At 71.1% G+C, this 17,101-nt stretch carries 18 protein-coding genes and 1 pseudogene; 13 read left to right on the top strand and 6 right to left on the bottom strand.

The window, feature by feature from the left end:
• Positions 1-373: 373 nt before the first annotated feature.
• Positions 374-679 carry an antibiotic biosynthesis monooxygenase family protein gene (locus LN042_RS32555; RefSeq protein ID WP_230055043.1) on the bottom strand — a complete coding sequence of 102 codons (306 nt, stop codon included), beginning with the start codon at positions 677-679 and terminating at the stop codon, positions 374-376.
• Between the two features lie 303 nt (positions 680-982).
• Between LN042_RS32555 and LN042_RS32550 the strand changes: the two genes are divergently transcribed.
• The 11 genes and pseudogenes from LN042_RS32550 to LN042_RS37880 all read left to right on the top strand — a co-directional run.
• Positions 983-1,882, top strand: coding sequence for a DMT family transporter (locus LN042_RS32550; protein WP_230055042.1), 900 nt, complete (start codon positions 983-985; stop codon positions 1,880-1,882).
• 249 nt (positions 1,883-2,131) lie between these two features.
• Complete coding sequence (locus LN042_RS32545) at positions 2,132-3,022, top strand: nitrilase-related carbon-nitrogen hydrolase (protein ID WP_230055041.1); 891 nt, start codon at positions 2,132-2,134, stop codon at positions 3,020-3,022.
• Positions 3,023-3,032: 10 nt separating this feature from the next.
• Positions 3,033-4,334: an aspartate aminotransferase family protein gene (locus LN042_RS32540; protein WP_230055040.1), complete on the top strand. Its 1,302-nt coding sequence runs from the start codon at positions 3,033-3,035 to the stop codon at positions 4,332-4,334.
• Entirely contained in the window at positions 4,331-5,731 is a 1,401-nt protein-coding gene (hydA, locus tag LN042_RS32535; protein WP_230055039.1) for a dihydropyrimidinase, read from the top strand. Before LN042_RS32540 ends, hydA begins: the two co-directional genes overlap by 4 nt.
• A 131-nt stretch (positions 5,732-5,862) precedes the next feature.
• The gene (locus LN042_RS32530) at positions 5,863-6,873 is read left to right on the top strand and encodes a TIGR03842 family LLM class F420-dependent oxidoreductase (RefSeq protein WP_230055038.1); all 1,011 of its coding nucleotides are present in this window, start codon (positions 5,863-5,865) and stop codon (positions 6,871-6,873) included.
• 148 nt (positions 6,874-7,021) lie between these two features.
• Positions 7,022-7,531 (top strand): hypothetical protein, encoded by a 510-nt coding sequence (locus tag LN042_RS32525; RefSeq protein ID WP_230055037.1) that lies wholly within the window; start codon positions 7,022-7,024, stop codon positions 7,529-7,531.
• A 114-nt stretch (positions 7,532-7,645) separates the two neighbouring features.
• A complete protein-coding gene (locus LN042_RS32520) occupies positions 7,646-7,939 on the top strand; it encodes an MTH1187 family thiamine-binding protein (protein WP_230055036.1) in 294 nt (97 codons plus the stop codon).
• Positions 7,940-8,203: 264 nt separating this feature from the next.
• Positions 8,204-8,644, top strand: a complete 441-nt coding sequence (locus LN042_RS32515) for a hypothetical protein (protein ID WP_230055035.1) — start codon at positions 8,204-8,206, stop codon at positions 8,642-8,644.
• 443 nt (positions 8,645-9,087) lie between these two features.
• Positions 9,088-9,837, top strand: a complete 750-nt coding sequence (locus LN042_RS32510) for a hypothetical protein (protein ID WP_230055034.1) — start codon at positions 9,088-9,090, stop codon at positions 9,835-9,837.
• A 100-nt stretch (positions 9,838-9,937) separates the two neighbouring features.
• Positions 9,938-10,342, top strand: coding sequence for a YfbO family protein (locus LN042_RS32505; RefSeq protein ID WP_230055033.1), 405 nt, complete (start codon positions 9,938-9,940; stop codon positions 10,340-10,342).
• Between the two features lie 104 nt (positions 10,343-10,446).
• Positions 10,447-10,698, top strand: a pseudogene (locus LN042_RS37880) (DoxX family protein); the annotation flags it as partial.
• Positions 10,699-10,710: 12 nt separating this feature from the next.
• Here LN042_RS37880 and LN042_RS32495 read toward each other — a convergent pair.
• The 3 genes from LN042_RS32495 to LN042_RS32485 form a co-directional block, all read right to left on the bottom strand.
• Complete coding sequence (locus tag LN042_RS32495) at positions 10,711-10,995, bottom strand: hypothetical protein (RefSeq protein WP_230055044.1); 285 nt, start codon at positions 10,993-10,995, stop codon at positions 10,711-10,713.
• Positions 10,996-11,121: 126 nt separating this feature from the next.
• Positions 11,122-11,619, bottom strand: coding sequence for a GNAT family N-acetyltransferase (locus LN042_RS32490; protein ID WP_230055032.1), 498 nt, complete (start codon positions 11,617-11,619; stop codon positions 11,122-11,124).
• Positions 11,620-11,665: 46 nt separating this feature from the next.
• Positions 11,666-12,706, bottom strand: coding sequence for an IS630 family transposase (locus tag LN042_RS32485; RefSeq protein ID WP_230055031.1), 1,041 nt, complete (start codon positions 12,704-12,706; stop codon positions 11,666-11,668).
• 86 nt (positions 12,707-12,792) lie between these two features.
• On the opposite strand from LN042_RS32485, the gene LN042_RS32480 reads away from it, so the two are divergent.
• The gene (locus LN042_RS32480; RefSeq protein ID WP_230055030.1) at positions 12,793-13,161 is read left to right on the top strand and encodes a hypothetical protein; all 369 of its coding nucleotides are present in this window, start codon (positions 12,793-12,795) and stop codon (positions 13,159-13,161) included.
• Positions 13,158-13,553, top strand: coding sequence for a hypothetical protein (locus tag LN042_RS32475; protein WP_230055029.1), 396 nt, complete (start codon positions 13,158-13,160; stop codon positions 13,551-13,553). The genes LN042_RS32480 and LN042_RS32475 overlap by 4 nt, the downstream gene beginning before the upstream one ends.
• 184 nt (positions 13,554-13,737) lie before the next feature.
• On the opposite strand, the gene LN042_RS32470 is transcribed toward LN042_RS32475, so the two are convergent.
• Positions 13,738-15,162 (bottom strand): sialidase family protein, encoded by a 1,425-nt coding sequence (locus tag LN042_RS32470; RefSeq protein ID WP_230055028.1) that lies wholly within the window; start codon positions 15,160-15,162, stop codon positions 13,738-13,740.
• A 148-nt stretch (positions 15,163-15,310) separates the two neighbouring features.
• The gene (locus LN042_RS32465) at positions 15,311-17,008 is read right to left on the bottom strand and encodes a PLP-dependent aminotransferase family protein (RefSeq protein WP_230055027.1); all 1,698 of its coding nucleotides are present in this window, start codon (positions 17,006-17,008) and stop codon (positions 15,311-15,313) included.
• Positions 17,009-17,101 lie beyond the last annotated feature (93 nt).

The following is a 17,101-nucleotide window of genomic DNA, read 5'->3' as shown; positions in this document are numbered from 1 at the left end:
GGGTCACGCTAGACCGCAAAGGATTGTTTGCAAAGATGTCTTTGCGGTCTGCCCGAAGAATTCTGCGCCAAGGACGCGGCCTGCGCCGAAGAGTCGTTCGGCCGTCGGCGTGCTGACGGCAGCGACCGGGCCCGTTCGCCGGGCCCCTCCGGGACTCGGTTGCCGCCGGGCTGCCCGGGGTCCCGGGCAGCCCGGCGGCGATCGCGACCACGGCCCGCGATGCCGCACCGGTCGGCTCGTATGGGTGTCCGGCGCGACGCCGGCCACCAGGATCACTCGGCGGTCGGCCGTCGCTCACCGTTCCCTCGCCCTTGCGCCGGCACTCGCCGTCGTCCCCGCGACGACTTCTGCCCGCCGCCGGCTGCACCTGCCCTCACTGGCTGGTCAGCACGGTGAAGTGGGACACCTCCGGCGGATGCTCCAGATAGCCGAGTTCGCTCTCCGACCAGACCGGCCGCACCGCCCACGCCGGCCCCGCGTAGCCGCGCAGCGCCTCCTCGTCGCGCCAACGGGTGACCACCAGCACCCGATGAGTGCTGTCCGGCAGCGACCGCAGCAGTTCCCCGCCCAGGCAGCCGTCGAGCCCGACCAGTTGGGGCATCACCTCGGCCTGCAGCACGGCACAGAACTCGGCGACCATCTTGGGCGCGACCTGCGCCTCCCAGATCCGCACGATCATCGCTGCCTCCGAAAGGAAGCGGGGTTCCTGCTGTCCAGTATCGGTTGCCCCGGCGGCGCCGGCCCCACCGGAACACCGACGCCCGCGCCCTGCCGAGCCTGAACAAGGCTGGGCACGCCCGCGCCGTGCCGAGCCTGAGCAAGCGCTTGGCCGGCCCCGCGTCCGCCGCCCGTGCACCGGCCACCGACACGCGCGGGCTCAGGCGGAGTCGGCCCGCTGCCAACGCGCCGGAGGTACGCTGGCGGGCAACTCGGCCAAGACCGTGGGGGCGGTCGGGCCACACGGACTACAGGGTGATCCTGAGTGGCGGTGTTCCTGCTGGCGGTCGGCGCTGCCTGCTGCCTGGGCCTCGGTTTTGTGCTGCAACAGCACGCGGCGCAGCGCGCCCCGCGTGCCGACCTGCTGCGCTGGCGGCTGCTGCTCGACCTGTGCCGGATGCCGGAGTGGCTGGTCGGCATCGCCATCATGATCGTCGGCCTGGTGCTCAGCGCACTGGCCCTCGGCCGGGGCGAGGTCTCCCTGGTGGAGCCGCTGCTGACCAGCAACCTGGTCTTCGCGATGGCGCTGGCCAGCCTGATCTCCCGACAGCGGCTGGGCCGCTCCGGGTGGGGCGGGGTGCTGCTGCTCGGCGTGGGAGTGACCGCCTTCATCCTGGCCGGCGACCCGCGCCGCGGCGGGCCGACGGCCGACGAACTGCAGCACTGGCTGGTCGTCGGCATCGTCGCCGGGCTGGCGCTGCTCCTGGTGTCGCTGGCCCGTCGGCTGCCGCTGTTCGAGGAGGCGACCATCCTGGCGCTGGCGGCCGGGCTGCTGTACGGACTGCAGGACGCGCTGACCCGGGCCACCGCGAACCTCGCCGGCAGCGGCGGGGTGGTCTCCGTCCTGCACCGCTGGCAACCGTACGCGGTGGTCGCCCTCGGCGTCTTCGGCCTGCTGCTGGTGCAGAGCGCCTTCGAGGCGGCACCACTGCGGATGTCGCTCCCGGCGCTGACCTGTGCCCAACCGCTGGCCGGCATCGCCTGTGCGGTGGGCTTCCTCGGCGACCGGCTGCGGGTGACGCCCGCGGCGATCACCTGGGAGGTGCTGGGGCTCCTGGCGATGGTGGCCGGCGTGGTGATGATCGGCCGCCATCCCTCGATGCCCGCGGCCTGCGGGGGCGGGCCGGAGCGCAAGCAGGACACCTCGGCCCCGTCGACGAAATGACGTGCGGCCGACCGCCGTCCGGTCGACCTGCCCGGTACGCCTCATGCGCTCCCCGTCATCCGACGCGACCGGCGGAGTGTCAGCGGTTCCATCGGGTTCGCGACTTCCCCTGACAGACTGTCGGGATTCGGTCACCCTCCGCACGGGGAGCAATCAGGGATACCAACCGCCCGCCCCGTCACCCGTTCGCCGGGTTGACCGGGGGCCTGTCAGTCACCTGCGCCTCACCAGCCACCAGGAGCGGTTCCCATGTCGCAGTCGCCGTCACAGTCACCGTCGCAAGCACCGCAGTCCTCGCCCACCCGGATCGTCCGCGCCGCGCTGGTCCAGGCCCGCTGGACCGGTGACCAGGCCTCGATGCTCGACCTCCATGAGCGGTACGCCCGCGAGGCGGCAGCGCGGGGGGCACGGATCATCGGCTTCCAGGAGGTCTTCAACTCGCCGTACTTCTGCCAGGTGCAGGAGCCGGAGCACTACGGCTGGGCCGAGCCGGTGCCGGACGGCCCGACCGTCCGCCGGATGTCCGCGCTGGCGGCCGAGCTCGGCCTGGTGATGGTGGTGCCGGTCTACGAGGTGGAGCAGCCCGGCATCTACTACAACACCGCCGCGGTGATCGACGCCGACGGCCGCTTCCTGGGCAAGTACCGGAAGCACCACATCCCGCAGGTCAAGGGCTTCTGGGAGAAGTACTACTTCAAGCCCGGCAACCTCGGCTGGCCGGTCTTCGACACCGCCGTCGGCAAGGTGGGCGTCTACATCTGCTACGACCGTCACTTCCCGGAGGGTTGGCGGGCCCTCGGCCTGGCCGGCGCGCAGATCGTCTACAACCCGTCCGCCACCAGCCGCAGCCTGTCCGCCTACCTCTGGCAGCTGGAGCAACCTGCCGCCGCCGTGGCCAACGAGTACTTCGTCGCGGCGATCAACCGGGTCGGCACCGAGGAGTACGGCGACAACGACTTCTACGGCACCTCGTACTTCGTCGACCCGCGCGGCCGGTTGGTCGGCGAGGCGGCCTCCGACAAGGAGGAGGAACTGCTGGTCCGCGACCTCGATCTCGGTGTGATCGAGCAGGTCAGGCAGCAGTGGGCGTTCTACCGCGACCGGCGGCCGGAAGCGTACGGCACATTGAGCGAGGCCTGAGGGGGCGGCAGTGACCACCTACCAGCACCGGAGCCACCAGGACGGCGGAGGTTCCGCGGCGCTGCGCAAGCGCCACCGCACCGTCCTCCCCGCCTGGCTCGCGACCTACTACCGGGAGCCGATCGAGCTGACCCACGGCGAGGGCCGCCACGTCTGGGACGCCGAGGGCAACCGCTACCTGGACTTCTTCGGCGGCATCCTCACCACCATGACCGCGCACGCGCTACCCGAGGTCACCAGGGCCGTCGCCGACCAGGCCGGCCGGATCCTGCACACCTCCACGCTCTACCTCTCGTCCCCCATGGTGGAGTTGGCCGAGCAGATCGCGGAACTCTCCGGCATTCCGGACGCCAAGGTGTTCTTCACGACCTCCGGCACCGAGGCCAACGACGCGGCGCTGCTGCTCGCCACCACGTACCGGCGGTCCAACCAGCTACTGGCGCTGCGCAACAGCTACCACGGCCGCTCGTTCTCCACCATCGGCATCACCGGCAACACATCTTGGTCGCCGACCGCCCTCTCCCCGCTGCAGACGCTCTACGTGCACGGCGGGGTGCGCGACAGCGGGCCGTACGCCCGGCTGTCCGACGCCGAGTTCATCACCGCCTGCGTCGAGGACCTGGAGGACATGCTCGGTCAGGCGGAGGGCACGGTGGCCGCGCTGATCGCCGAGCCGATCCAGGGGGTCGGCGGCTTCACCCACGGGCCGGACGGACTGCTGGCCGCCTTCAAGGAGGTGCTGGACCGGCACGGCATCCTGTGGATCAGCGACGAGGTGCAGACCGGCTGGGGCCGCACGGGCGACCACTTCTGGGGCTGGCAGGCGCACGCGCGGTCCGGCCCGCCGGACGTCCTCACCTTCGCCAAGGGCATCGCCAACGGCATGTCGATGGGTGGTGTGGTGGCCCGGGCCGAGGTGATGGACTGCCTGGACGCCAACTCCATCTCCACCTTCGGCGGCAGCCCGATCACCTGTGCGGCCGCGCTCGCGAACCTGCGCCACCTGCTCGCCCACGACCTCCAGGGGAACGCCCGGCGCACCGGGGCGCTGTTGCGCTCGGCGCTGGAGTCGGCCGAGTTGCCCGTGGTGCGCGCGGTGCGCGGCCGGGGCCTGATGATCGGCGTCGCGCTGCGGGACGCCGCCGCGGCCACCGCGACCCTCGAGCACGCCCGAGAGTTGGGACTGCTGATCGGCAAGGGCGGCCGGTCCGGCGACGCACTGCGGATCGCCCCGCCGCTGAGCCTGACCGACGCGGAGGCCCGCGAGGGTGCCGACCTACTGATCGAAGCACTGCGGAGGGCAGGGGCATGACCCGGGTCCACATCACCAATGGCCTGGTCATCACGGCCGCCGACGAGCTGCGGGCCGAGGTGCTGATCGAGGATCAGACGATCGTGGCGCTCGCCGCGACCGGCAGCGCCGCGGCGTCCGGCTGGCAGGCCGACACCGTGATCGACGCGACCGGCCGCTACGTCATTCCGGGCGGGGTGGACGCGCACACCCACATGGAGCTGCCGTTCGGCGGCACCCAGGCCTCGGACACCTTCGAAACCGGCACCCGGGCCGCCGCCTGGGGCGGCACCACCACCATCGTGGACTTCGCGGTGCAGCCCAGGGGCGGCTCGCTGCGGGCCGGCCTGGACGCCTGGCATGCCAAGGCCGAGGGCAACTGCGCCATCGACTACGCCTTCCACACCATCGTCTCGGACGTCAACGACGCGGTGCTCAAGGAGATGGACCAGCTCACCGACTCCGGCGAGGCCACCTCCTTCAAGCTCTTCATGGCCTACCCCGGCGTCTTCTACAGCGACGACGGGCAGATCCTGCGGGCCATGCAGCGGGCTGCCCGGAGCGGTTCGCTGATCATGATGCACGCCGAGAACGGCATCGCCATCGACGTCCTGGTCGCGCAGGCGCTGGCCGCCGGACGCACCGATCCGATGTACCACGGCGAGGTGCGCCGGGAGTTGCTGGAGACCGAGGCCACCCACCGGGCGATCAAGCTCTCCCAGGTGGCCGGTGCGCCGCTCTACGTGGTGCACGTCTCGGCGGCCTCGGCGGCGGCCGAGCTGGCCGCCGCCCGCGACCAGGGCCTGCCGGTCTTCGGCGAGACCTGCCCGCAGTACCTCTTCCTCTCCGTCGACAAGCTGGCCGAGCCCGACTTCGAGGGCGCCAAGTACGTCTGCTCCACCCCGCTGCGACCGCGCGAGCACCAGGCGGAGCTGTGGAAGCGGCTGCGCACCGACGACCTCCAGGTGGTCTCCACCGATCACTGCCCGTTCTGCTTCGTCGGGCAGAAGGAGCTCGGCCGGGACGACTTCTCCAAGATCCCCAACGGGCTGCCCGGGGTGGAGAACCGGATGGACCTGCTGCACCAGGCCGTGGTGGACGGCCGGATCTCCCGGCGCCGCTGGATCGAGATCGCCTGCGCCGCGCCGGCGCGGATGTTCGGGCTCTATCCGCGCAAGGGCACCATCGCCCCCGGGGCCGACGCCGACGTGGTGGTCTACGACCCCGGGGCCGAGCAGACGCTCTCCGCGGCCACGCACCACATGAACGTGGACTACTCGGCGTACGAGGGACAGCGGATCCGCGGCGCGGTGCGCACCGTGCTGTCCCGGGGGACGGTGGTGCTGGACGACGGCCGGTGGCTCGGGCGTGCCGGGCACGGGCAGTTCCTGCGCCGCGGGACCTGCCAGTACCTCTGACCCTTTGCCGGGCCCCCGCGGGTCCTCGACCCGGGGTTCGCCCGACCCGGGGTTCTCGACCCGGGGTTCCCGACCCGGCGTTCTTCCCCCGGGGTTCCCTCCGACTCCCCTCTCATGAACGGTGGTTGCCGATGGACATCGGGCTCGTGCTCCAGACCGACCCGCCCGCGCGGCTGGTGGTGGAACGGATGCGCCGCGCGGAGGCGGTCGGGTTCAGCCACGGCTGGACCTTCGACTCCGCCGTGCTCTGGCAGGAACCATTTGTGATCCACAGCCAGATCCTGGCGCTGACCGAGCGGTTGACGGTCGGCCCGATGGTCACCAACCCGTCCACCCGGAGCTGGGAGGTGACCGCCTCGACGTTCGCCACCCTGAACGAGATGTTCGGTAACCGCACGGTCTGCGGGATCGGCCGCGGCGACTCCGCGATGCGGGTGGCCGGGCGCCGGCCGGCCACCCTGGCGCGGCTGAGCGAGGCGATGCGGGCCATCAAGGAGCTCGCCGAGGGCCGCACCGTCGAGCTGGACGGCACCGAACTCCGGCTGCCCTGGGTGAGCAACGGTCGGCTGCCGATCTGGATGGCCGCCTACGGCCCCAAGGCCCTGACCCTCGCCGGGCACCAAGCGGACGGCTACATCCTCCAGTTGGCCGACCCGTTCCTGACCGAGTACATGATCAAGGCGGTCCGCCGGGCCGCCGCCGACGCCCGCCGGGACCCAGACTCCGTCACCATCTGCGTGGCGGCACCCGCCTACGTCACCGCGGACGACTCCCCCGCCGCGCTCGCGCACGCCAGGGAGCAGTGCCGGTGGTTCGGCGGCATGGTCGGCAACCACGTGGCCGACCTGGTCCGGCACTACGGCGAGCACTCCGAACTGGTGCCGGAGGCGCTGACCGACTACATCAAGGACCGCCAGGGGTACGACTACTCGCACCACGGTCGGGCCGACAATCCCGACACCGCCTTCGTGCCCGACGAGATCGTGGACCGGTTCTGCCTGCTCGGCCCGGTCGAGGCGCAGTTGGCCAGGCTGAACCGGCTGCGCGAGCTGGGCGTGGACCAGTTCGCCGTCTATGCGATGCACGACGCGATCGAGCCGACCATCGACGCCTACGGCAGCGAGATCATCCCCCGGCTCTGAGCCGACGACCCGGCTCCGGCGAGCATGGCTCGCCCCCGACGCACTGCCGGGGGCGAGCGGGGCGCTCAACCGACCGCCGGAGGGTGAGCGCGGCTCTCCGGCGTTGACCAGGCGTCGCCTTCGGCCCGGGTGACTCGTTGGACCATCCATGGACCACCGAAACACCGTCACCGCGCTGGCCGGTCTCGCCCTCTCGGCAACGGTCACGGTCACCGGCTGCGCTGTCGAGCACCCGGGCCCGCTGGTCAACATGGGCAGTGCCACCCCGACCCCGTCGTCGCCCGGTTCGTCGGCGCCCGGTCCCGGCGCCCTGGTGGAGCGCGGCTCGATGGCCCTACCGCCGAGCCCCGGCTCCGCCGCCGGCTCTGCACCGGCCGGTTCCGCCGCCGTCGGCCCTGCGTCGGCCGGCTCCGCCCGGGCCACTGCGGCGGCCCCGGCCTCGGCTCCGAGCGCCCCGCACCCGCGTCCGCGCCTGCCGCAGTCCGGTCGCGCGACCAGGCCCGAGCCCTCCCCCGGCCTGCATCCCCCGGGGCAGCCGGAGGCACCCCCCGCGCCGACCGCCGGCGGGACCGGGTTGTGCGCACTGGGTGAGCAGTACGGCCAGTTGACGCCGAACTCGGATCAGGCGCAGCTGTGCCGCGGCATCTACGGGGGCTGACGGCACGGCCGTGCCGCCGTGTCCAGCGCGGCTGACGGGTCGTCGGGTGTGGCAGCATGCGGAGCATCCGGCCACGAGTCGGTCGAGCCGACAGTCAGTCAGGAGAGGGCAAGCATGATCGCCGCATTCAGTGTCACCCCGCTCGGGGCCGGTGAGGATGTCGCCGAAGCCGTCGCGGCGGCCGTCAAGGTGGTCCGCGCCAGCGGCCTGCCCAACCACACCGACGCCATGTTCACCTCGCTCGAGGGCGACTGGGACGAGGTGATGGCCGTGATCAAGGAGGCCGTCGAGGCGGTCAAGCCGTTCGCCGGCCGGGTGAGCACGGTGATCAAGATCGATGACCGGGCCGGCGTGACCGATGGCCTGACCCGCAAGATGGAGTCGCTGGAGCGGCACCTGGCGAGCTGAGCGGCCGCCCGCGGCCCGGCGCCGCCGCCTCCCATCCCCACCTCCTACCTCCCACCTCTCACCTCACCAGAGGCTCCCCCTGACGACTGACTGATCCGCCGTCAGGGGGCTTGCGCTACGCGCGCAACCAAATCGCGAAGGCAACGCTACGCGCGTAACCAACAGTTCACCGACTTCCCCCTTCGGGCGGCACCGCCGCACTGCTGTCATGGACGCATCGCACCCGGCGACCCCAAGAACCGGGTCAACTCCCTTGGAGCTTCGATGCGTTCACTTCACCGACGGCTCGCGACCGGCGGTACCGCCCTGGCTGTCACGCTCGCCAGCGGCGCTCTCGTGCTCGCCCCCGCCGCACACGCCGCCGTCCTCCCCCACGCCACGGCGGCCGTCTGCTCGCAGGACTACCTCCCGCTGCCCGATCCCGACTGCACGCCGGGGGCACTCAACCCGGACGTCACCCAGGACACCATAGATTCCACGATATGCGTCTCCGGTTGGACCGCCACCATCCGGCCGTCGACGACCTACACCAACCGCCTCAAGGCCCAGGGAATCATCGCCTACGGCTACACCGACACCAGCATGTCGGACTACGAGGAGGACCACTTCTTATCCGCTGGAGCTGGGCGGCTCCCCGACCGACCCGCAGAACCTCTGGCCGGAGCCGCACTACTCGACGGGCAGTGGCGGCACCTCGTACAGTAAGGACACCGTGGAGAACAAGCTGAAGCAGGCGGTCTGCGCAGGCAGCGTCACGCTTGCCGACGCGCAGAACGCCATCGCCACGGACTGGACCACCGCGCTGTCCTCGCTGGGACTGTGAGCCGACGGAGTGCCCCTGGCCGGGGCCGTCCGGCGCGGTGCGCACGCGGCGGACGGCGGCCCGGAAGAGAGTGGGGTATGACTGCTGGAACGCCGCGGTGGCGGTGACTCGACGAGTGCTCGTGACGGCGGCGGTCGGTGCCCTCGCCGGGTGCGGCGGGGGCGGTCACCCGGCGGGGACCTCGCGCTCCTCCGGTCCGTCCGGGAGCCCGGCCACTTCGCCTGCGCCATCGCCTGCCCCGAGCGGCACGGCGCTGCCGACGACCTCTCCCTGGCGTCCGGGGCCCGGTGAGCTCCAACCCGACGTCAAGTTGCGGGCCGCCCAGTTGATCGAGGCGATCGGCAACTGGCCGCCCGGTGGCTCCGGCACGGCTCCGGCACGGGCCCGGGTCGCCGCACTCGGCGGACTCGACCCGAACCTGGTCGACCAGGCCGGGCCGCTGCTGTCAACCGCCGATCAAGCAGCACTCCAGGTGATCTACGCGCAGTACGGCGGCCTGCTCACCGACTCCGCGAGCGTGCTGGTGGTCTGCGACCAGTGGACGCCGCAGGGCGCCGGGGGCACCACGGTCGACGTGCGCCTCAGCGCGGCCAGCCCGCGCTGGACGGTCACCGCGCTGCACCCGGCCGACCCCGGCCCGGCGGCCGGCTCGCTCTCGCCGGCGGCGCGGGCGGTGCTCGGCTCCCCGCGCATCGAACTCCCGCCTGCCGCCCTCGCCGACGTTCGCAGCGGCCAGGTGCACGACAGTGCGCTGCAGGCCATGCTGACGCTGGCCCAGGCGTACACCTTGAGCATCAGCGTGGTCCGCTCGGGCCATCCGATCGATGTGTTCGGCACCACCCGTCCCAGCGACCACCCGCTGGGCCGCGCCTTCGACGTCTGGCGGATCAACGGCATGCCCGTGGTCGACCCCGGCACCCCGCACGACCTGGTAGACGGCTTCATGCGTGCCGCCGCGGCGGCCGGCTCCTACAACGTCGGCGGACCACGCCAGTTGACCGGCGGCACCACGCCGAACCAGTTCTTCTCCGACAATACCCACCACGACCACGTGCACGTGGGGTTCGATACCTAGGCCAGGCCTGTTGCGAAAGTGCTGGTCTTGATCACTTCGCCCGCTCGTCGAGCGATCCGGGCATGTGGACTGTCACTCCGTCGTGCAAGGATCCATGGTCATGATCTCCGCCGAGCAAGTGACCAACCGTGCTGGTGACGAAGGCGTGATGCCGTTGCTCACTCTGGACGAGTTCTTCGACGGCAACGACGACGAAGGATGCATCGCGCCGAACCAGTGGGGCTATCGGCGGCCCGCTCTCGCGGAACTGGCCGAGCGCCTCCGCGCCATCGAGGGGCGCGAGGACGTTGCGTGGGTCCGGGTGCAACTGCACCCAGAGACGTTGGAGATGGGGGAACTTGCCGGGGAGGCCGTCGCCATCTGCACCACGGCGGACGAGAGTGTCCGTGCTGCGTGGATCGAGGGTTTCGAAGCCAGCGGTGTGATCCCAGAGCTGGTGGATGTCTACCACGACGTGCCGGAGGTGCCGCAGGGTGCGACTGTGTGGTCCGTGGTGTGGGACTAGGCTCGGCGGCGAAGGTGCTGGTCACAACTACTCGTTGATGACGCGACCAGCGCTGTCGCCTCGTAGCGGACAGCGAGCTCGTCGTACCTGGCCGCCACGGCCCGGTGGCGCTCGAGGCGATTGACCCCCGGCAAGATCATCTCGCAAGCGAGATCAACTTTCGCGACAGCCCTAGCCGCACGGCGCACACTGGCAATGGCCGCGGAATTGGTGCCGCGCCCGTTCCTGCTCCCCGCCTCCGGGCCGTCGCCGTGCTGGAACTGCCGGCGGTGACCGGCCTGATCCTGCCGCAACTGACCGGTTCCGCCCGAGCGTTGACCCCGGCGGCGGCTGTCGGTCTGGCCCTGGTGATGATCGGCGCGGCCCGGCTACTGGCCGCGGCTCCAGCGGATCTTGGCCGGGGGCTCGTCCATGATCTCGGGGTTGGACATGAAGCTCAGCAGGTGGCCGCAGCCGCGGCAGGCGAGGGCCTCGACGTAGGTCTTGCGGGCGAACATCCTGCCGACCACGTGGACCTTGACCATCAGGCCGCCCACCTGGTTGGCGGAGAGCACCTGCACCGGCCGCAGCTCGCCCGCGCAGAGCGGACAGGCCTGCGGCGCCCGGTAGGTGGAGCCGTCTCCACGCTCGTAGTCGTCCTGCACCAGAGCCACCCCCGACCTCGTTGCCGTTCGTTCGTGCTGCAGGCTAGTGCTGCCCCGCAGAAGTTCGTGGAGGGGCGTCCGCAGGTGGTTGTGCCTGGCGCGATCTAGGTAAAAGCCGGTGCCGACGCTGGAGGGTCAGTCGGCCAGCCGACGGCCCATCAGGACATCGTCCACGTATGCGCCGTCCAGCAGGAACTCCTCCGGCAGCACGCCCTCTACCTGGAACCCGCACCGCTCGTACAGCCGCCGCGCCGGGATGTTATGGCCGAGCACGCGCAGTGACATCCGGCGGGCGCCTTGGGCACGGGCGGCCACGCACGCGGCCTCGACCAGGGCCTGCCCGACCCCGCGGCCGCGTACGTCGGTGGAGACCTGCAGCCCCTGGATCTGCCGGACGTGCTGGTTGCTGGCGAGCGGGGTCGGCGGGACCTGGCGGATGTAGCCAACTACACGGCTGGCGAGTTCTGCCACCAGGAAGTGCTCTGCCCCGTGCCGCTCATCGAACATCGACGCGTCCTCGGCCCGCTGCGGCATGACGTCGCTCAGCCAGGACCAGCCAGCCCGGTCGAGCGCGATCAACGCCGGGCCGTCCGACTCGCAGGCGGGACGGATCCTCAGATCATCATTCGGCACGGCGACATGCTAATCCTGCGCGGAGAAGTCCGTGGAGGGGTGTTGATCAGGCTGCCTTGAGCGGGGTGCCCTCGTAGGTCCACCGGTAGGGCTTGGTGGTCTCGTTGTGCCTGATCGTGTACGCCTCCAGCTTCTCGATGAGGTCGTCGCGGCTGGCGAAGTCGCCGTGTCGCAGGACCCGGCGGGTCAGGGCGGAGAAGAACAGCTCGACCTGGTTGAGCCAGGAGGCGTGCGGTGGGGTCCACCGGACGTGCCATCGCGGGTGCGCGGCCAGCCAGGTCTTGGTGTGTTTGGCGGTGTGGGAGGAGCCGTTGTCGAGAACGACGTGGATCTCCTTGCCGGGGGCGATCGCCCGGTCGAGTCGGTCCAGGAAGGCGGTGAAGGTCACCGCGTCGTTGCGGATGATCACCTCGGTGAGCACCTCGCCGGTGCGGACATCGAGGGCCGCGACGAGGGAGGCGGTGCCGTGGCGCCGGTACTCGAACTCCTGCCGGGCAGGTTCACCGGGACGCGCGGGACGCCCTGGATGGCGGCGCGAGCGGGCGGCGATCGCGGTCTTCTCGTCGATCGAGAGCACCACCGCCCCCTCGGGCGGATCGAGGTAGAGGGCGCACACCTGGGAAGCCCGCTGCCAGAAGTCGGGGGTCTCCCGCCGGGTGAGCCAGCCGCGGACCTTGTGCGGCTTCAGGTCCAGGCCAGCCAGAATACGGCCGACCTGGGAGGCGGAGACCGGCGCGAAGCACGTGCCGGCCACCCGCTTGGCGATGGCCCGGTGCGACCAGGTCGACTCCGGATGCGGTGGCGCGCTCGTCGCGGTGGCCACGATCGCCATACGCACTTCGGGCCCGTAGGTCTTCGGCCGCCCGGATCGCTCGGCGTCCCACAAACCCTCTAGCCCCAGGGCAGCGAACCGCCCTCGCCACTTGCGCACCGTGTTCACACTGACCTCCAGGTCCCGGGCGATCGCGCCGTTGGCGAGCCCGTCCGCCGCCGCGAGCACGATCCGGGCCCGCAATACCGCCCGCACCTGGGACTTCGTCGAGGCCACCGTCCGCACCAGCCGCTCGCGAACCTGTCGATCGAGCACCACCGCAACCGCCGTCCCCACCCGTTGGCCATCACACACAGCCGACGATCATGGCGGCCCGACGCCACACCCGGCAGGATGGGCCCGTGCCGAAGAACCCGCCGGAATCAATGCAGCACCACCTGCGCCAGCGCCTGAACAACCACGCCCGTGAACGCTGGCCGCACGTGAACGCCGTCACGGTCCGCTTCCGAGCCGGATTCGCCTACGTAGCAGCCGAATTGCCCGGCGGGGAGAGCCTGCCGCTGTGCCGCCTGCGCTTCACCGGCGTACTGCACACCTGGGGCTTCGCCCTCTACCTCGCCAGCAGCGACAGCTACAAGGACAACATCCTGCCCAGCGGACTGCCAGCCGGTTCCCCCGACGAGGCCCTCGACTGCGCATGCGCTTTGTACTTGGGCGACCCCACCGGTCGGTCCCTGTCTGACACTGCAGCCCGGACGACGCGGGCATGATTCCTCTCCCCGCGCTGCCCCCGGAGGCCACGTGGCGCGACACCGGCACAGGTGTCTTCTGCTACGCGGCCAGGGTCGAAGGACGCTGGTGGGTCCTGCGACTCAACGACTTTCCCGAGCATCCCCTCTACACCTTGTTCATTGACGCACAGGTCATCGGTGACGTGGACGATGATCCGGCCGTCTGGCAGCAGTTGCCACCCTCTGCAACGCTCCCCGTTCTCGGAACGCCGGAGCGTGCGGAGGTACTCCACCTCATGGCCGGTCTCGGCCCCTACGGCGCCGAGACCGGCACCCCATGCACAGGCGACTATTGCACCTGCACCATCCTCACCGATGAATACGCGGCCCGACCCAACACCCCTCCACGAACTTCTGCGGGGCAGCACTAGCCCCGGTGAACGGGTGCCCAACAGTCGGGGGCCGGTCACGGTTCGTTCGACGGGTCGGATAGCCCCGCCCTCGGGCTTGGTCCTCGCGGCGCCGAGGTGGCCAGGCCCATCCGGTGACCGTGCGGCGCGCGACGCGGGCGGCCGGTCCATCGGACGGCCGCCGCGCGGTTGCCGGGGCGGCGTGCTACGGGAGGGTCACATCCGCGGTGGCGGCCCAGATGTCGTCGGTGCCGGCGTTGGGTGCCACCGCGCTGCCCCAGGCGAGGGCCAGGCGGGTGGGCGAGAGGGAGGCGAAGCCGAAGGTGTCGCCGGGCCAGACGCCGGTGGCGCCGAAGGCCTGCGAGATCTGAGCCGGTGCGGAGAGCCAGCCGTGGGTGGTGGAGAAGGTGCGCAGGTACTGGGCGTAGCCGCGCGGGTCGCTGGAGGCCAGCCAGCCCACGTAGGCGATACCGGGCGGCCCGGCGACGACCTGCATGACGTGCGGCACGTTCAGGGTGTCCGGCGGCGCCTGGACCGGCGTGGACCAGGTGGCGCCGTGGTCCTGGGAGTAGGAGAGCCAGCCCGTGTCGCTGTTGGTGCCCTGGGTGTCCCAGGTGGCGTACAAGGTGCCGTCCGGGCCGAGGGCTTCGCTGCCGTCGATCCACCACTCGCTGTTGTTCATGGAGCCGGCGCCCGGTCCGATCCGCACCGGCTGCGACCAGTTGGCGCCGCCGTCGGTGGAGCGCGACGCGTAGGTGTAGGCGACGGTCAGGTCGTCGGTCGGCACGTTGGTGACCGTGTAGCCCTGGTAGACCACGTCGAGCGAGCCGTCCGGCTCGACCACGATCGGCGCGCTGTCGCCGCCGCTGTCGGGGTAGCCGGGGCTGATGTGCGACATCGCGCTCCAAGTCCGGCCGCCGTCGGTGGACTTCTGCATCACCGCGTTGACGTCGCCGGTGGCGAAGGCGCAACTGCCGTTGGACGCGCAGATGAAGGTCACCGCTGCCGCGCTCGGCCCGTAGTCCCAGGTCAGGTAGAGCGTGCCGTCCGGGCCGGCGGCGATGAAGTCCCGGTCACCCCAGTTGTTCGAGTCCGGCGGGGTGATCGCACCGGCGGTGCCGAAGTCGGCGCCGTGGTCGGTGCTGACGTCGATGACCGGATGGCTCTGGCCGGCGCGGGAGACCATGAACGCCGCGTACACGGTGCCGTTGGGGGCGACGGTGATCGCCGGGTCCCAGGAGCGGGCGCCCTTCTGCCCGACGCTGCCCGGCAGGGTGACCGGCGTGCCGAAGGTGGCGCCGCCGTCCAGCGAGACCGCGACTCCGATGCCCTTGCAGCCCATCCACTCCTGGTAAACGGCGTTCGCGGCCGGATCGGTGGCCTCGATGGTCTCGGCGTTCTGCCCGGCGCAGGATCCGGAGATGTCGGTCGGCGTGCTGGTGGTGTAAGTCGCGACAGCGACTGCGCCGGCCGGGGCGGCAACTGCCCTGGCCGGAGCGGCAACTGCACTGGGCGGGGCGGCGACTGCCGTGACGGGAGTGGGCGCTGGAGCGGCCTGTGCGGGGCTCGCCGTGCAGGCGAGTGCGGCGATCCCGGCACAGAAGCCGGCCAGCAGGGACGATCTGAGCATGGCGCGAGGTGAATGCACGGGCTGATCTCCTCACGGTGCAACGGACTTGGGGGTGGCGGGCCGCCGTTCGGCGTGGCACCGCCTCCGGACGGATTCCCGCAACCGCCGCTTCCGAAGCCCGGCCCCTCACGCCGCCGGCGACGGGCCGTCAGGCCGACCGGGCGGGCAGGCCACGGATGGCCGGGTCCTCGGCGAGTTCCGTCAGCAGGGCGTCCAGCTTGGCCCGGTCGACCGAGGGCATCAGGAAGACGTGCACATAGCTGCGCCGGGTCGACTCGTCGCCCGGGGTCATCAGTACGTCCTGGGAGGACAGCGACCACTTCGCCACCAGCTCCGCACTGGGCTTGCGGAACCGCACGGTGACCGCGCCCGGGGTGCGGGCCGGCCAGAGCTCGACGCCCAACTCCCGCTCCATGGCCTGCAGTCGCCGCTCCAGGTAGCCGGCCAGCGCCTGGGCGTTCCGGATCCGGTCCACCTGGTCCCGGTAGGAGTGCCGGGACAGGTGGTCCCAAATGACCAGCGGGGAGAAGCCGTTGCGGGATCCGGCGAAGGTGGTGTCCGGGGCGCCTATGTACTCCGGCTGGGACGGCGGCGAGATCTGGTACTTGACCTTCGTCATGTAGATGCCGCAGGGCCACGGTGCGCCGGGCCACTTGTGGCCGCTCATCGCGATCGAGGAGACCATGTCGACGTCACCGAACTCCCGGGTGGGCAAGGTGAGTCCGAAGTCGTATTCGGGCAGCGCCACTTCGGGGGTCCAGCCGTAGGCCTCCGGGTCCTGGGAGGCCATCCGCATGAACGGTGCGTAGCCGGCACCGAGTGCGCCGTCCACGTGGATCCAGAAGCCCCGGCGCAGGTCGACCAGCGGCTCGCCGGTCCGGCGGTCCGTGCCGTAGACCACCTCGCGCTGGACCAGGCCGTGCTCCTCGAAGATCGGCAGCAGCCGCTCGCAGACTGCCCGGACATCGTCATGGGCGCCCTTGAAGGTGCTGCCGAGGTTGAGGTTGACGAAGATCGGGTGGCCCTTCGCGGCGAAGAACTCGACCAGCACCGCGAGGGAGTCCACGTCGATCTCGCCCGGCCCGTCCCAGGAGCGGCCCGAGGGACCGGGGCTGGAGGGCACCTCGGTGGGCCATTCGCGGCGTCCGGTGGCCGGGTCCACCAGCGGGCACTCGTCCGGGTACAGCTCCCAGCCGACGGCGTGGAAGGTCTCGACGCCGAGCACCCGGACCGCCTTGGCGAAGGAGTAGTGGGTGTCCTCGGAGTAGAAGGCCACCGGGCGGTGGGCGTTCGGGTTGTGCCGGTCTGGCCTGGCCTTGACGTAGCGCAGCGCCTCGAACGGGGGTGTCGGCGGCTGGATCAGCGCCTTGCCGCTCAGGTAGTCCCGGGCGTTCCACAGCGCGTACATGTTGCCCTCGGTCGAACCCATGGACAGCATGTAGCCCCAGTACGACTCCGGGTCGGCGGGGTCGTGCGGGCCGTTGGCGTGCCAGAGCTCGGCGTAGTAGTCGAGCACCGCGCGCTCGACGACCTTGGTGTTCGGCTTGTACCCGCCGCTCTGGAACGGGTCGCCGAGGTTGTTGATGTTGTTCGGCATGAAGCGGGCCAGGTCCAGCGCGCAGCCCTGCATGTCCTGGGTGGCCTGGTAGCCGACCAGGTGCCGGCGCTTCCTGGTCAGGTACTCGTCGACCGTGTCGAGGACCTGCAGTCGGCGGGCGTCGTCCAAGCCGCTCGCGGGAAGCTCGAAGTCCCGGTGGTCCAGCTCGGGGCCGGGGTCCGCGGCGGGCCGGGGGTCGGCGTCGGGCGCGGCGGCGAAGATGTCGAGCGGGATCGAGCTGATGGACACGGATGCTCCGGGGTCGCTGGCCGGCCGGTCCGCCGGGCGGGGAACGGTGGCGGCGCTGGCCACTCGCGGGCCCAGGATGGAACCTTTCGATGA

This window comes from Kitasatospora humi (assembly GCF_020907985.1).
Taxonomy (GTDB): Bacteria; Actinomycetota; Actinomycetes; order Streptomycetales; family Streptomycetaceae; genus Kitasatospora; species Kitasatospora humi.
Note: the sequence above shows the minus strand (reverse complement) of the source record. Positions and strands in the feature narration are given on the sequence as shown.

What these genes read in the sequence shown, in the direction of transcription:
- LN042_RS32545 (WP_230055041.1), top strand. Translation starts at nt 2,132, where the DNA reads ATGTCGCAGTCGCCGTCACAGTCACCGTCGCAAGCACCGCAGTCCTCG.
- LN042_RS32555 (WP_230055043.1), bottom strand. Translation starts at nt 679, where the DNA reads ATGATCGTGCGGATCTGGGAGGCGCAGGTCGCGCCCAAGATGGTCGCC.
- LN042_RS32530 (WP_230055038.1), top strand. Translation starts at nt 5,863, where the DNA reads ATGGACATCGGGCTCGTGCTCCAGACCGACCCGCCCGCGCGGCTGGTG.
- LN042_RS32470 (WP_230055028.1), bottom strand. Translation starts at nt 15,162, where the DNA reads ATGCTCAGATCGTCCCTGCTGGCCGGCTTCTGTGCCGGGATCGCCGCA.
- LN042_RS32515 (WP_230055035.1), top strand. Translation starts at nt 8,204, where the DNA reads ATGCGTTCACTTCACCGACGGCTCGCGACCGGCGGTACCGCCCTGGCT.
- LN042_RS32520 (WP_230055036.1), top strand. Translation starts at nt 7,646, where the DNA reads ATGATCGCCGCATTCAGTGTCACCCCGCTCGGGGCCGGTGAGGATGTC.
- hydA (WP_230055039.1), top strand. Translation starts at nt 4,331, where the DNA reads ATGACCCGGGTCCACATCACCAATGGCCTGGTCATCACGGCCGCCGAC.
- LN042_RS32505 (WP_230055033.1), top strand. Translation starts at nt 9,938, where the DNA reads ATGATCTCCGCCGAGCAAGTGACCAACCGTGCTGGTGACGAAGGCGTG.
- LN042_RS32475 (WP_230055029.1), top strand. Translation starts at nt 13,158, where the DNA reads ATGATTCCTCTCCCCGCGCTGCCCCCGGAGGCCACGTGGCGCGACACC.
- LN042_RS32525 (WP_230055037.1), top strand. Translation starts at nt 7,022, where the DNA reads ATGGACCACCGAAACACCGTCACCGCGCTGGCCGGTCTCGCCCTCTCG.